This window comes from Phyllobacterium endophyticum (genome assembly GCF_003010935.1).
Lineage (GTDB): Bacteria > Pseudomonadota > Alphaproteobacteria > Rhizobiales > Rhizobiaceae > Phyllobacterium > Phyllobacterium endophyticum.
Genome location: NZ_PGGN01000002.1, coordinates 824680 through 838020, shown reverse-complemented (window position 1 = coordinate 838020; position 13341 = coordinate 824680). Strand labels below are relative to the sequence as shown.

The 13341-nt window shown below is 56.7% G+C and carries 23 protein-coding genes; all 23 read left to right on the top strand.

All coding sequences use genetic code 11. From position 1 onward, the window contains the following. Window positions 1–8 precede the first annotated feature (8 nt). The 23 genes from fusA to rplO all read left to right on the top strand — a co-directional run bounded on the left by fusA (window position 9) and on the right by rplO (window position 13142). Complete coding sequence (fusA, locus tag CU100_RS12170; RefSeq protein ID WP_106716814.1) at window positions 9–2096, top strand: elongation factor G; 2088 nt, start codon at window positions 9–11, stop codon at window positions 2094–2096. Between the two features lie 65 nt (window positions 2097–2161). Then, window positions 2162–3337, top strand: coding sequence for an elongation factor Tu (gene tuf, locus CU100_RS12165; RefSeq protein ID WP_106716813.1), 1176 nt, complete (start codon window positions 2162–2164; stop codon window positions 3335–3337). A 64-nt stretch (window positions 3338–3401) separates the two neighbouring features. Next, entirely contained in the window at window positions 3402–3710 is a 309-nt protein-coding gene (gene rpsJ / locus CU100_RS12160; protein WP_008124902.1) for a 30S ribosomal protein S10, read from the top strand. A 25-nt stretch (window positions 3711–3735) separates the two neighbouring features. Next, the gene (rplC, locus tag CU100_RS12155; RefSeq protein WP_106716812.1) at window positions 3736–4485 is read left to right on the top strand and encodes a 50S ribosomal protein L3; all 750 of its coding nucleotides are present in this window, start codon (window positions 3736–3738) and stop codon (window positions 4483–4485) included. Next, window positions 4485–5105: a 50S ribosomal protein L4 gene (gene rplD, locus CU100_RS12150; RefSeq protein WP_106716811.1), complete on the top strand. Its 621-nt coding sequence runs from the start codon at window positions 4485–4487 to the stop codon at window positions 5103–5105. The genes rplC and rplD overlap by 1 nt, the downstream gene beginning before the upstream one ends. Then, window positions 5102–5395: a 50S ribosomal protein L23 gene (locus CU100_RS12145; RefSeq protein ID WP_106716810.1), complete on the top strand. Its 294-nt coding sequence runs from the start codon at window positions 5102–5104 to the stop codon at window positions 5393–5395. The genes rplD and CU100_RS12145 overlap by 4 nt, the downstream gene beginning before the upstream one ends. Window positions 5396–5415: 20 nt before the next feature. Beyond that, window positions 5416–6249, top strand: a complete 834-nt coding sequence (gene rplB, locus CU100_RS12140) for a 50S ribosomal protein L2 (protein ID WP_106716809.1) — start codon at window positions 5416–5418, stop codon at window positions 6247–6249. Window positions 6250–6264: 15 nt separating this feature from the next. Further along, the gene (gene rpsS / locus CU100_RS12135) at window positions 6265–6543 is read left to right on the top strand and encodes a 30S ribosomal protein S19 (protein ID WP_106716808.1); all 279 of its coding nucleotides are present in this window, start codon (window positions 6265–6267) and stop codon (window positions 6541–6543) included. Between the two features lie 2 nt (window positions 6544–6545). Beyond that, window positions 6546–6935, top strand: a complete 390-nt coding sequence (gene rplV / locus CU100_RS12130; protein ID WP_106716807.1) for a 50S ribosomal protein L22 — start codon at window positions 6546–6548, stop codon at window positions 6933–6935. After that, entirely contained in the window at window positions 6935–7645 is a 711-nt protein-coding gene (rpsC, locus tag CU100_RS12125) for a 30S ribosomal protein S3 (RefSeq protein ID WP_099999161.1), read from the top strand. The genes rplV and rpsC overlap by 1 nt, the downstream gene beginning before the upstream one ends. A gap of 40 nt (window positions 7646–7685) precedes the next feature. Further along, on the top strand, window positions 7686–8099 hold the full coding sequence (gene rplP / locus CU100_RS12120; protein WP_106716806.1) for a 50S ribosomal protein L16: 414 nt from the start codon (window positions 7686–7688) through the stop codon (window positions 8097–8099). Window positions 8100–8111: 12 nt separating this feature from the next. Further along, entirely contained in the window at window positions 8112–8312 is a 201-nt protein-coding gene (gene rpmC / locus CU100_RS12115; RefSeq protein WP_008124920.1) for a 50S ribosomal protein L29, read from the top strand. An 11-nt stretch (window positions 8313–8323) separates the two neighbouring features. Next, window positions 8324–8566 carry a 30S ribosomal protein S17 gene (gene rpsQ, locus CU100_RS12110; RefSeq protein ID WP_106716805.1) on the top strand — a complete coding sequence of 81 codons (243 nt, stop codon included), beginning with the start codon at window positions 8324–8326 and terminating at the stop codon, window positions 8564–8566. Between the two features lie 79 nt (window positions 8567–8645). After that, the gene (gene rplN / locus CU100_RS12105; protein ID WP_008124924.1) at window positions 8646–9014 is read left to right on the top strand and encodes a 50S ribosomal protein L14; all 369 of its coding nucleotides are present in this window, start codon (window positions 8646–8648) and stop codon (window positions 9012–9014) included. Window positions 9015–9024: 10 nt separating this feature from the next. After that, window positions 9025–9336, top strand: coding sequence for a 50S ribosomal protein L24 (gene rplX, locus CU100_RS12100; RefSeq protein WP_106716804.1), 312 nt, complete (start codon window positions 9025–9027; stop codon window positions 9334–9336). Continuing rightward, window positions 9329–9886: a 50S ribosomal protein L5 gene (gene rplE, locus CU100_RS12095; RefSeq protein WP_106716803.1), complete on the top strand. Its 558-nt coding sequence runs from the start codon at window positions 9329–9331 to the stop codon at window positions 9884–9886. The genes rplX and rplE overlap by 8 nt, the downstream gene beginning before the upstream one ends. 25 nt (window positions 9887–9911) lie before the next feature. Next, entirely contained in the window at window positions 9912–10217 is a 306-nt protein-coding gene (gene rpsN / locus CU100_RS12090; protein ID WP_106716802.1) for a 30S ribosomal protein S14, read from the top strand. Window positions 10218–10229: 12 nt separating this feature from the next. Beyond that, the gene (gene rpsH / locus CU100_RS12085) at window positions 10230–10628 is read left to right on the top strand and encodes a 30S ribosomal protein S8 (protein WP_106716801.1); all 399 of its coding nucleotides are present in this window, start codon (window positions 10230–10232) and stop codon (window positions 10626–10628) included. 25 nt (window positions 10629–10653) lie between these two features. Beyond that, on the top strand, window positions 10654–11187 hold the full coding sequence (gene rplF, locus CU100_RS12080) for a 50S ribosomal protein L6 (RefSeq protein WP_106716800.1): 534 nt from the start codon (window positions 10654–10656) through the stop codon (window positions 11185–11187). 12 nt (window positions 11188–11199) lie between these two features. Further along, window positions 11200–11562, top strand: a complete 363-nt coding sequence (gene rplR, locus CU100_RS12075; protein WP_106716799.1) for a 50S ribosomal protein L18 — start codon at window positions 11200–11202, stop codon at window positions 11560–11562. 254 nt (window positions 11563–11816) lie between these two features. Further along, complete coding sequence (rpsE, locus tag CU100_RS12070; RefSeq protein ID WP_106716798.1) at window positions 11817–12380, top strand: 30S ribosomal protein S5; 564 nt, start codon at window positions 11817–11819, stop codon at window positions 12378–12380. A 67-nt stretch (window positions 12381–12447) separates the two neighbouring features. Then, the gene (gene rpmD, locus CU100_RS12065) at window positions 12448–12648 is read left to right on the top strand and encodes a 50S ribosomal protein L30 (protein WP_106663217.1); all 201 of its coding nucleotides are present in this window, start codon (window positions 12448–12450) and stop codon (window positions 12646–12648) included. A 17-nt stretch (window positions 12649–12665) separates the two neighbouring features. Further along, a complete protein-coding gene (gene rplO / locus CU100_RS12060) occupies window positions 12666–13142 on the top strand; it encodes a 50S ribosomal protein L15 (RefSeq protein ID WP_106716797.1) in 477 nt (158 codons plus the stop codon). Window positions 13143–13341 lie beyond the last annotated feature (199 nt).

Here is a 13341-nt window from a genome sequence, read left to right as displayed (position 1 = left end):
ACCATATCATGGCTCGCGAATATAAAATCGAAGACTACCGGAATTTCGGTATCATGGCGCATATCGACGCCGGCAAGACCACGACTACCGAGCGTATTCTTTATTACACCGGCAAGTCGCACAAGATCGGTGAAGTCCATGATGGTGCTGCAACCATGGATTGGATGGAGCAGGAGCAGGAGCGTGGCATCACGATCACGTCCGCTGCGACCACGACGTTCTGGAAGGGCCGCGACGGCAAGATGCGCCGTTTCAACATCATCGATACGCCTGGCCACGTCGACTTTACGATTGAAGTAGAGCGTTCGCTGCGCGTTCTCGATGGCGCGATTGCGCTTCTCGATGCAAATGCCGGTGTTGAGCCTCAGACCGAGACCGTTTGGCGCCAGGCTGAAAAGTACAATGTTCCACGCATGATCTTCGTCAACAAGATGGACAAGACCGGCGCCGACTTCTACCGCTGCGTCGACATGGTCAAGACGCGTCTCGGTGCCAAGGCACTCGTCATGCAGCTGCCGATCGGCGCTGAGACTGAGTTCAAGGGCGTTGTCGACCTGATCGAGATGAAGGCGCTTGTATGGCGCGACGAACAGCTCGGTGCGCAGTGGGACGTTGTTGAAATCCCTGCCGATCTCAAGGACCAGGCTGAAGAATACCGCGAAAAGCTGATCGAGACCGCTGTCGAAGTCGACGAGGCTGCGACCGAATCCTACCTCGAAGGCAACATGCCGGACAACGATGCTCTGCGTGCCCTTATCCGCATTGGTACATGCCGCGTTGATTTCCATCCGGTATTCTGCGGTTCGGCGTTCAAGAACAAGGGTGTGCAGCCTTTGCTTGACGGTGTCGTTGAATACCTGCCGTCGCCGGTAGACGTTCCCGCCATCAAGGGCATCGATCCGAAGACCGACGCGGAAACCGTGCGCAAGTCATCCGACGAAGAGCCGCTTTCCATGCTCGCGTTCAAGATCATGAACGATCCTTTCGTTGGTTCGCTGACTTTCTGCCGCATCTATTCGGGCAAGCTTACAAAAGGCATTTCGCTCGACAATACGGTCAAGGCAAAGCGCGAGCGCATCGGCCGCATGCTGCAGATGCATTCCAACTCGCGTGAAGACATCGAAGAAGCCTTCGCTGGCGACATCGTTGCTCTTGCAGGCCTGAAGGAAACGACAACGGGTGATACTCTTTGCGATCCTTTGAAGCCGGTCATTCTGGAGCGCATGGTGTTCCCGGAGCCAGTTATCTCGATTGCAATCGAGCCAAAGACCAAGGCTGACCAGGAAAAGATGGGTCTCGCGCTCAATCGTCTTGCTGCTGAAGACCCTTCGTTCCGGGTCAAGTCGGACGAAGAATCGGGCCAGACCATTATCTCAGGCATGGGCGAACTTCATCTCGACATTCTCGTGGACCGTATGCGCCGTGAGTTCAAGGTTGAGGCGAATGTCGGTAACCCGCAGGTTGCCTATCGTGAATCGATCACCCGCAAGGCAGAGATCGACTACACGCACAAGAAGCAGTCGGGTGGTTCGGGCCAGTTCGCTCGCATCAAGGTTATCTTCGAGCCGCATGATGGCGACGACTTCATCTTCGAATCGAAGATCGTCGGCGGTGCTGTTCCGAAGGAATACATCCCGGGTGTCGAGAAGGGCATTCAGAGCGTCATGGGTGCGGGTCCGCTCGCAGGCTTCCCGATGCTTGGCGTGAAAGCCACGCTGATAGACGGTGCATACCACGACGTCGACTCGTCGGTTCTCGCTTTCGAAATCGCGGCACGTGCTGCGTTCCGCGAAGGCGCGCAGAAGGCTGGTGCCCAGCTGCTCGAGCCGATCATGAAGGTCGAAGTCGTTACGCCTGAAGATTACGTCGGTGACGTGATCGGGGATCTGAACTCACGTCGTGGTCAGATCCTGGGTACGGAAGCCCGCGGCATTGCGACAGTCATCAATGCGCTGGTGCCACTGGCCAACATGTTTGGTTACGTGAGCAACCTGCGTTCGATGAGCCAGGGCCGCGCGCAGTACACCATGCAGTTCGACCACTATGATCCTGTACCGGCAGCAGTCGCACAGGAAATTCAGAAGAAGTTTGCGTAACCATAAGGTTGCGCGTGACAGTTGAAGTTAAGCCTGAGCAGGCGAACATATAACGGAGAGCTCAGATGGCTAAGAGCAAGTTTGAACGTAACAAGCCGCACGTCAACATTGGCACGATTGGTCACGTTGACCATGGCAAGACGTCTTTGACGGCGGCGATTACGAAGTATTTTGGTGAGTACAAGCCGTACGACCAGATCGACGCGGCGCCGGAAGAAAAGGCGCGCGGCATCACGATTTCGACGGCGCACGTCGAGTATGAGACGCCTGCCCGCCACTATGCCCATGTCGATTGCCCGGGCCACGCGGATTATGTGAAGAACATGATCACCGGTGCGGCGCAGATGGACGGCGCGATCCTGGTGGTTTCGGCTGCCGACGGCCCGATGCCGCAGACGCGCGAGCACATCCTGCTTGCCCGCCAGGTTGGCGTTCCTGCGATTGTCGTGTTCCTGAACAAGGTCGACCAGGTTGACGATGCCGAGCTTCTCGAACTGGTCGAGCTCGAGGTTCGCGAGCTTTTGTCGAAGTATGATTTCCCCGGCGACGACATTCCGATCGTCAAGGGTTCGGCTTTGGCTGCGCTTGAAGATTCAAACAAGGAAATCGGCGAAGACGCGGTGCGCGCGCTGATGGCTGAAGTCGACAAGTACATTCCGACGCCTGAGCGTCCGATCAACCTGCCGTTCCTGATGCCGATCGAAGACGTTTTCTCGATCTCTGGCCGTGGTACGGTTGTGACGGGCCGTGTTGAACGCGGTATCGTCAAGGTTGGCGAGGAAGTCGAGATCATCGGCATCAAGCCGACGACGAAGACGACGGTGACCGGCGTCGAGATGTTCCGCAAGCTGCTCGACCAGGGCCAGGCCGGCGACAATATCGGCGCGCTGATCCGCGGCATCGGCCGTGAAGACGTCGAGCGCGGCCAGATCCTGGCCAAGCCGGGTTCGGTCAAGCCGCACACGAAGTTCAAGGCGGAAGCCTATATCCTGACGAAGGACGAAGGTGGCCGTCATACGCCGTTCTTCTCCAACTACCGTCCGCAGTTCTACTTCCGCACGACCGACGTGACGGGTGTGGTAACGCTGCCGGAAGGCACGGAGATGGTCATGCCCGGCGACAACATCGCAGTCGATGTGACGCTGATCGTGCCGATCGCCATGGAAGAGAAGCTGCGCTTTGCTATCCGTGAAGGCGGCCGCACCGTCGGTGCCGGTATCGTTTCTTCGATTATCGAGTAATATTAAGGTTTTATGCGGAAGACGCCCGCTATAAGGCGTCTCCGCTAAACAAGGAAAAGATGAAATGAACGGTCAAAACATCCGCATTCGCCTCAAGGCGTTTGATCATCGGATCCTTGACGATTCGACGCGGGAGATCGTGTCGACTGCCAAGCGTACCGGTGCCAATGTGCGCGGACCGATCCCGCTTCCTACGCGGATCGAGAAGTTCACGGTTAACCGCTCGCCGCATATCGACAAGAAAAGCCGCGAACAGTTCGAGATGCGCACTCATAAGCGTCTTCTCGATATCGTAGACCCAACCCCGCAGACTGTTGACGCGCTGATGAAGCTCGATCTTTCCGCTGGTGTTGATGTCGAGATCAAGCTGTAAGGCTTGAGGACGGAAGGACGAACCGATGCGTTCAGGTGTAATTGCACAGAAGCTGGGCATGACTCGCGTCTACAACGACGCAGGTGAGCATGTGCCGGTGACAGTACTCCGGATGGAGAATTGTCAGGTTGTGGCTCAGCGTACAGTCGAGAAGAATGGCTACACTGCCGTTCAGCTCGGTGTAGGCCTTGCCAAGGTAAAGAATACGACGAAGAGCTTGCGCGGTCATTTCGCGGCGGCTTCAGTCGAGCCAAAGGCCAAGGTCGCGGAGTTCCGCGTCTCTGCCGACAATCTTCTCGATGTCGGCGTCGAGATCACGGCCGAACATTACGTTGCCGGCCAGAAGGTCGATGTGACCGGTACTTCTATCGGCAAGGGTTTTGCCGGTTCTATGAAGCGCCATAACTTCGGCGGCCACCGCGCGACGCACGGTAACTCGGTCACCCACCGCGCTCACGGTTCTACCGGTCAGCGTCAGGACCCGGGCAAAGTGTTCAAGGGCAAGAAGATGGCCGGTCATATGGGTCAGACCCGTATCACCACACAGAACATCGAAGTCGTTTCGACTGACCTCGATCGTGGCCTTATTCTGGTTCGCGGTGCTGTTCCTGGTTCCAAGGGTGCGTGGATCCTCGTACGCGATGCCATGAAGGTAGCGCTGCCGGATAACGCTCCGAAGCCAGCCGGTCTCCGGGCGGCAAACATTGAAGCAGCAGTGGCCGATGCACAAGTCGCACAGGCCGATGTTGCAGAGACAACCGGGGGAGCCGAATAATGGACCTTTCGATTACAACACTTGAAGGCAAGGAAGCCGGCAAGGTGAAACTCTCCGAGGAGATTTTCGGTCTTGAGCCGCGCGACGATATCCTTCAGCGCATGGTCCGTTATCAGCTTGCTCGCAAGCAGCAGGGCACGCACAAGGCAAAGGGCCGTTCGGAAATCGCCCGGACCGGCGCCAAGATGTACAAGCAGAAGGGTACGGGCCGCGCCCGTCACCACTCGGCACGTGCCCCGCAGTTCCGCGGCGGCGGCAAGGCTCACGGTCCGGTTGTTCACAGCCATGATCATGACCTGCCGAAGAAGGTGCGCGCTCTTGCACTTCGTCATGCCCTGTCGGCCAAGGTAAAGGCTTCCGACCTGATCATCATCGATGATCTTCTGTCGGCTGAAGCCAAGACCAAGGTACTCGTTTCGCAGTTCGCCAAGCTTGGCCTCGAAAATGCGCTTCTCATCGGCGGTGCCGAGATCGATGCGAATTTCCGCCGTGCCGCTTCGAACATCCCGAACATCGATGTTCTGCCAATTCAGGGCATCAATGTTTACGACATCCTGCGCCGGGGCAAGCTCGTGCTTTCCAAGGCAGCAGTCGAAGCTCTCGAGGAGCGTTTCAAATGACTGATCTTCGCCATTACGACGTGATCGTCAGCCCGGTCATCACCGAGAAGTCGACCCTGGTTTCCGAACATAACCAGGTCGTCTTCAACGTGGCCAAGAAGGCAACGAAGCCGGAAATCAAGGCCGCAGTCGAAGCGCTGTTTCGCGTGAAGGTTACTGCAGTCAATACAGCTGTGCGCAAGGGCAAGGTGAAGCGGTTCCGCGGCATCGTCGGGCGCCAGAGTGATGTCAAGAAAGCAGTCGTGACGCTTGCCGAAGGGCAGTCGATCGATGTTTCGACTGGTCTCTGAGGGGCCGTGGAGTAAAGACAATGGCACTCAAACATTATAATCCAACCACACCAAGCCAGCGTCAGCTGGTGATCGTGGACCGCTCGGAGCTTTACAAGGGCAAGCCTGTCAAGGCCTTGACCGAAGGTCTGTCGTCGAAGGGTGGTCGCAACAACACCGGTCGCATCACCGTGCGCTTCCAGGGTGGCGGTCACAAGCGTACATACCGCTTCGTTGACTTCAAGCGTCGCAAGCATGACGTGGCAGCCAAGGTCGAGCGGCTTGAATACGATCCGAACCGGACCGCATTCATCGCGCTCATCCGCTATGAGGACGGCGAACTGAGCTATATCCTGGCTCCGCAGCGTCTGGCAGTCGGCGACAGCGTCATTGCTGGCGCGCAGACGGACGTGAAGCCAGGCAACGCGATGCCTCTGCAGGCAATGCCGGTCGGCACCATCATCCACAATGTGGAGATGAAGCCGGGCAAGGGCGGTCAGATCGCTCGCTCCGCCGGTACCTATGCGCAGCTCGTCGGCCGCGACCAGGGAATGGCGATCCTTCGCCTGAACTCGGGTGAACAGCGCCTCGTCCACGGTTCGTGCTTTGCGACGGTCGGTGCGGTATCGAACCCTGACCATGGCAATATCAACCTTGGCAAGGCAGGCCGCAGCCGTTGGCTCGGTCAGCGTCCGCACAATCGCGGCGTCACCATGAACCCGGTCGATCACCCCCACGGTGGTGGTGAAGGCCGTACGTCAGGCGGACGTCATCCGGTTACTCCGTGGGGCAAGCCCACGAAGGGAAAGAAGACGCGCTCCAACAAGTCGACGGACAAGTTCATCGCTCGTTCGCGTCATCAGCGCAAGAAGTAAGAGAGGTAGTCTGAAATGGCTCGTTCAGTTTGGAAAGGCCCGTTCATCGATGGCTATCTTCTCAAGAAGGCTGAGAAGGTACGTGAGGGCGGTCGCAGTGAAGTTATCAAGATCTGGAGCCGGCGCTCCACGATCCTGCCGCAGTTCGTCGGTCTGACCTTCGGCGTGTACAATGGTAACAAGCACATTCCGGTTTCGGTCAACGAAGAGATGATCGGACACAAGTTTGGTGAATTCGCTCCGACGCGTACCTATTACGGGCACGGCGCGGACAAGAAGGCGAAGAGGAAATAACGATGGGCAAGGCTAAGGCTCCGCGCCAGCTTAAGGACAACGAGGCGAAAGCCGTTGCCCGCACGCTCCGCATCAGCCCTCAGAAGCTAAATCTGGTGGCTGCTCTGATCCGTGGCAAGAAGGTCAACGCCGCTCTTGCCGACCTGGAATTTTCGCGCAAGCGCATTGCAGGCACGGTGAAAAAGACTCTCGAATCGGCTATCGCCAACGCAGAAAACAACCATGACCTGGATGTTGATACGCTGGTTGTTGCCGAAGCCTATGTAGGCAAGTCAATCGTGATGAAGCGCTTCCATGTTCGTGGTCGCGGTCGTGCAAGCCGGATCGAGAAGCCATTCTCGCATCTGACGATCGTCGTTCGCGAAGCTGAGGAAAAAGGGGAGGCCGCATAATGGGCCAGAAGATTAATCCGATTGGCTTCCGCCTGGGCATCAATCGTACCTGGGATTCGCGTTGGTACGCGAATACGGGTGAGTACGGCAAACTGCTGCACGAAGACCTGAAGATCCGCAAGTATCTGATGGACGAACTGAAGCAGGCCGCCATCTCCAAAGTGGTTATCGAGCGTCCGCACAAGAAGTGCCGCGTCACGATCCATGCTGCTCGTCCGGGTCTGATCATCGGCAAGAAGGGCGCCGATATCGAGAAGTTGCGCCGCAAGCTGTCAGAAATGACCAATGCGGACGCCGCGCTCAATATCGTCGAAGTCCGCAAGCCGGAAACAGACGCAGTTCTCGTTGCGCAGTCGATCGCGCAGCAGCTGGAACGCCGCGTTGCATTCCGCCGTGCCATGAAGCGCGCCGTTCAGTCGGCGATGCGTCTTGGTGCAGAAGGCATTCGCATCAATTGCTCGGGCCGTCTTGGCGGCGCGGAAATTGCGCGTATGGAGTGGTACCGCGAAGGCCGCGTGCCGTTGCATACACTGCGTGCCGATATCGATTACGGAACTGCTGAAGCACACACTGCCTACGGCATTTGCGGCGTGAAGGTCTGGGTCTTCAAGGGCGAAATCCTTGAACACGATCCAATGGCTTCCGAACGCCGCGCTGTTGAAGGTGATGCCAGCCATCAGGGTTCGGGCCGTCGCCGCGAAAACGCTTAAATAGCGTCTTTCGGAAACGAGAATTTTGGAGTAGAGAACAATGCTGCAGCCTAAGCGCACAAAGTTCCGCAAGCAGTTCAAGGGCCGTATCCACGGCGCATCGAAAGGCGGCACGGACCTTAATTTTGGTGCTTTCGGCCTGAAGGCCCTCGAGCCGAACCGCGTTACCGCGCGTGAGATCGAAGCCGCTCGCCGTGCAATTACCCGTCACATGAAACGTGCCGGTCGTGTGTGGATCCGGATTTTTCCGGATGTTCCGGTCACATCGAAGCCTACCGAAGTCCGCATGGGTAAAGGTAAGGGTTCGGTCGATTATTGGGCATCCCGTGTCGCACCAGGCCGTGTCATGTTCGAGCTCGACGGCGTTTCGGAAGAAACTGCTCGTGAAGCCCTCCGTCTCGGAGCGGCCAAGCTTTCGGTCAAGACGCGCTTTATTCAGCGCATCGCAGAATAAGGGGTGGATGTCATGAAATCCGCAGAAGTCCGGGCCTTGAGCCTCGATCAGTTGAATGAAGAATTGGGTTCCCTGAAGAAAGAGCAGTTCAACCTGCGCTTCCAGAAGGCAACCGGCCAGTTGGAAAAAACCGCTCGCGTCCGGCAGATTCGCCGGGATATTGCGCGCATCAAGACTGTCGCCCGCCAAAAAGCGGTCGAGAGCAAGGCTTAAGGAAGAAAACCATGCCTAAACGCATTCTGCAGGGCGTTGTCGTGAGCGACAAAAACGACAAGACTGTTGTGGTCAAGGTCGAGCGGCGCTATTCGCACCCGCTCCTCCAGAAGACTGTGCGCCAGTCAAAGAAGTACAAGGCGCACGATGAGAGCAACCAGTTCAAGGTTGGCGATATGGTTTCCATCGAGGAATCCAAGCCGATTTCGAAGGACAAGTGCTGGGTTGTCGTAACCGACGCCCCCGCAAGTTAATAATCTGTAGGTAAGTACGCAGCAATCGCGAGGGGCAAGGAAAGCCCAGTCCGGTTGAACAAGAAGAAGGCGGCTAGTCATGATTCAGATGCAAACAAACCTCGACGTCGCGGATAATTCCGGCGCACGTCGTGTCATGTGCATCAAGGTGCTGGGCGGCTCGAAGCGGAAATATGCTTCGGTCGGCGACATTATTGTCGTTTCGATCAAGGAAGCAATTCCGCGCGGCCGTGTGAAAAAAGGCGACGTGATGAAGGCGGTGGTTGTTCGCACCGCCAAGGATATCCGTCGCGCAGATGGCAGTGTTATTCGTTTCGACAAGAACGCTGCCGTCCTGATCGACAACAAGAAAGAGCCTATCGGCACGCGTATCTTCGGACCGGTTCCGCGCGAACTTCGCGCAAAGAGCCACATGAAGATCATCTCGCTGGCTCCAGAAGTATTGTAAGGAGCAGACGATGCAGAAGATCCGTAAAGGCGACCGCGTTGTCGTTCTTGCTGGTAAGGACAAGGGCCGTACCGGCGAAGTAATCAAAGTTTTGCCAAAGGATGAGCAGGCGCTCGTTCGCGGCGTTAATCTTGTAAAGCGTCACCAGAAGCAGACACAGACCCAGGAAGCCGGCATCATTTCGAAAGAAGCGCCGCTCCATCTGTCGAACATTGCTATCGCCGACAAGGATGGAAAGCCGACCCGCGTTGGCTTCAAGATCCTCGAGGACGGCAAGAAGGTACGTGTAGCAAAGCGTTCAGGAGATCTGATCGATGGCTGATGCAAAGATCGAACCCCGTCTGAAGAAGCAGTACCAGGAAGTGGTACGTAAAGCGCTTCTCGAGGAGTTCAAATATGACAACGAGATGCAGATCCCGCGCATCACCAAGGTTGTTCTCAACATGGGTGTGGGCGAGGCGACTGCCGACTCCAAGAAGCCAACTGTCGCAGCTGAAGATCTGGCATTGATTGCCGGCCAGAAGGCGGTTATTACCCGTGCGCGCAATTCGATCGCTACCTTCAAGGTACGTGAGAATATGCCGATCGGAACGAAGGTCACCCTTCGTAAAGAGCGCATGTATGAATTCATCGATCGCCTGATCAACATCGCGCTGCCGCGCGTTCGAGATTTCCGCGGTCTGAACCCGAAGAGCTTTGACGGTCGTGGCAACTTCGCCATGGGCATCAAGGAGCACATTGTGTTCCCGGAAATCAACTACGACAAGGTTGATCAGATCTGGGGCATGGACATCATCGTTTGTACGACTGCAAAAACGGATGATGAAGCACGCGCTCTTTTGCGCGCCTTCAACTTCCCTTTCCGCCAGTAACGGCAAGCGTAGCGAGGTATTTGAAATGGCAAAGACGAGCGCAGTCGAAAAGAACAAGCGCCGCGGTCTTCTGGTAAAGCGTTTCGCTGCAAAGCGTTCCCGCCTGAAGGCTGTCGTGATGAATCAGTCGCTTCCTCTGGATGAGCGCTTCCGCGCCACCATCCAGCTGGCAGAGCTGCCACGCAATTCCGCCAAGGTTCGTATTCGCAACCGTTGCGAAGTTTCGGGCCGTCCGCGCGGTTATTACCGCAAGATCAAAATGTCGCGTATCGCATTGCGCCAGCTGGGTTCGCTCGGCCAGGTGCCTGGCATCGTGAAGTCGAGCTGGTAAGGGAGAAGACAGATGTCAATGACAGATCCTCTCGGCGATATGCTGACACGCATCCGCAACGCAACAATGCGCAAGAAGGGCAAGGTTTCCACGCCTGCCTCCAAGCTGCGCGCCCGCGTTCTGGATGTCCTTCAGGCAGAAGGCTACATCCGCGGATATAGCCAGGTTGATTTCGACAACGGCAAGTCCGAGATCGAAATCGAACTGAAGTATTTTGAGAATGTACCGGTGATCCGCGAGATTACCCGTATTTCGAAGCCTGGCCGTCGCGTTTACGTTTCGGTCAAGTCGATCCCGCAGGTTGCGAACGGTCTTGGTATTTCGATCCTGTCCACGCCGAAGGGCGTTATGGCAGACCACGAGGCACGTGAACAGAATGTCGGCGGCGAACTGCTCTGCCGTATATTCTAAGCACCGGCTTGAAAAGGTTTGAAAAATGTCTCGTATCGGTAAAAAACCAGTGGCAGTCCCGCAAGGCGTAACAGCCAGCGTAGACGGCCAGACCATCAAGGCCAAAGGCCCCAAGGGTGAACTCAGCTTCGTTGCGAACGACGACGTCGTGGTCAAGTTCGAGGATGGCGCCGTCAGCGTCAACCCGCGCGACAACACCAAGATTGCTCGCTCGAAGTGGGGCATGAGCCGCACCATGGTCGTCAACATCTTCACGGGTGTCAAAGACGGCTTCGAGAAGCGCCTTGAAATCAGCGGCGTTGGTTATCGTGCGGCAATGCAGGGCAAGAACCTGCAGCTGTCGCTCGGTTTCAGCCACGAAGTTGTCTACCAGGTGCCCGAGGGCATCACTGTTGCTGTACCGAAGCCGACGGAAATCGTCGTGACGGGTATCGACAAGCAGCAGGTCGGTCAGGTCGCAGCTGAGATTCGCGAATATCGTAGCCCGGAGCCTTACAAGGGCAAGGGTGTGAAATATGCGGGCGAGAAGATCGTTCGTAAAGAAGGCAAGAAGAAGTAAGGAACTCGTGTCATGGCATCGCCGAAAGAAATCATTCAGCGTCGCGCTTCGCGTGTTCGCCGCCAACTCAAGGCGGTTGCCGGTGACCGTCCGCGGCTCAGCGTCCACCGTTCTTCGAAGAATATCTATGCGCAGGTCATCGATGATGCGCGTGGTCACACAATCGCATCCGCATCCACTCTCGAAGCCGACCTCAAGGGCCAGCTGAAGACCGGTGCAGATTCGGACGCAGCGGCATTGATCGGCAAGCTCGTTGCAGAGCGTGCTGTCAAAGCCGGCATCAAGGAAGTTGTCTTCGATCGTGGCGCATATATTTACCACGGCCGGGTCAAGGCGCTTGCTGAAGCTGCCCGCGAAGCAGGTCTCAGCTTCTAGTCTGTTCGCGCCAAGCGGACTGCAAACGCTACCATAACCCTAAGATGGTTTTAGGGTAAAAGTTTCGAAGTCCGGAACTGCAGGGGCTCGCCTCTTGCAAGCCGGACTTCGATAGCGCATAAGCCCCCCTGAACCGGACGGTTCGCGGGAATTCTGCGCAACAAGGACCGTTACTGCAGCCTATGTGGATCCAAATGGATGCACGGCGCAGTAAAAACATTCGTGCTACCGGAAAAGAAAAAGGAATTAGGAGCATGGCACAGGAAAAGAGAAGCCGCGAAGATCGCGGCCGCAACGAAGAGCGCGACAGCGAATTCGTTGACAAGCTCGTACACATCAACCGTGTCGCCAAGGTCGTCAAGGGCGGCCGTCGTTTCGGCTTTGCTGCTCTCGTCGTTGTTGGCGATCAGAAGGGCCGCGTCGGTTTTGGTCACGGTAAGGCCCGCGAAGTTCCGGAAGCCATCCGCAAGGCGACCGAAGCTGCCAAGCGCGAGATGATTTTCGTACCGCTGCGTTCAGGCCGTACGCTTCACCATGATGTTCATGGCCGCCACGGCGCCGGCAAGGTTCTGCTTCGCGCAGCAACAGCTGGTACAGGTATCATCGCCGGTGGTCCGATGCGCGCCGTTTTCGAGACGCTTGGCGTCCAGGACGTTGTCGCAAAGTCGCTCGGTTCGTCGAACCCATACAACATGGTTCGTGCGACATTCGATGCCTTGAAGCATCAGATGCACCCGAAGGACATCGCTGCCCAGCGCGGTATCAAGTATTCGACACTGCAGGCTCGCCGCCGCGATGTGGTCGGTTCGGAAGAATAGGCCATAAATGGCGCAGCAGGGCAGGGCCTCCGGGTTCTGCTCACTGTAGAGACTAAAGGACAAAGTCATGGTTGAGAAGAAGAAGGGTAAGACGGTTACGGTCGAACAGATCGGCAGCCCTATCCGCCGTCCGGCAGAACAGCGCGCAACGCTGATCGGCCTGGGCCTCAATAAGATGCATCGTCGCCGTACGCTTGAAGATACGCCTTCAATTCGCGGCATGATTGCAAAGGTTCAACATCTCGTCCGCGTCGTGGACGAGGCTTGATACCGGAGATTAGACAAATGAAACTCAATGATCTGAGTGAAAATCCAGGCGCCACCAAGGCACGCAAGCGTGTTGGCCGTGGTATCGGTTCCGGTTCCGGCAAGACTGCCGGCCGCGGTGTCAAGGGACAGAAGTCGCGTTCGGGCGTTGCTATCAACGGTTTCGAAGGCGGACAGATGCCGGTTTATCGCCGCTTGCCAAAGCGCGGTTTTACCAACATCTTCTCGAAGAACTTCAACACCGTCTCGGTTGGCCGTATCCAGGCCGCCATCGATGCGAAGAAGTTGGATACCAAGGCACCGGTCACGATCGAATCCCTCAAGGCAGCCGGGGTTATCCGCCGCGCCAAGGACGGCGTCCGTCTTCTTTCGGATGGCGAGATCACGACAGCCGTAACGTTCGAGGTTTCCGGCGCATCCAAGGCCGCGATCGAAAAGATCGAAAAGGCCGGTGGTAGCGTCAAGCTTCCTGCTACTCCTGAAGCCGCCGAGTAAAAATGACCATACAAGCGGCGTTCATCGTGATCGCCGCTTGTACCTTTTCTTCCCGCATCATATGTAACAAAAAAAGCTAATCGATTTTTTTGTCAGATATGATGCGTAGCTTTGATTGCTACTGCGTCCTTTATGCGCCCCAAGTGGACGCATGGCGCAGTAGTGCACATATCTGGGTAGGACCGTCGATACCCGCTTC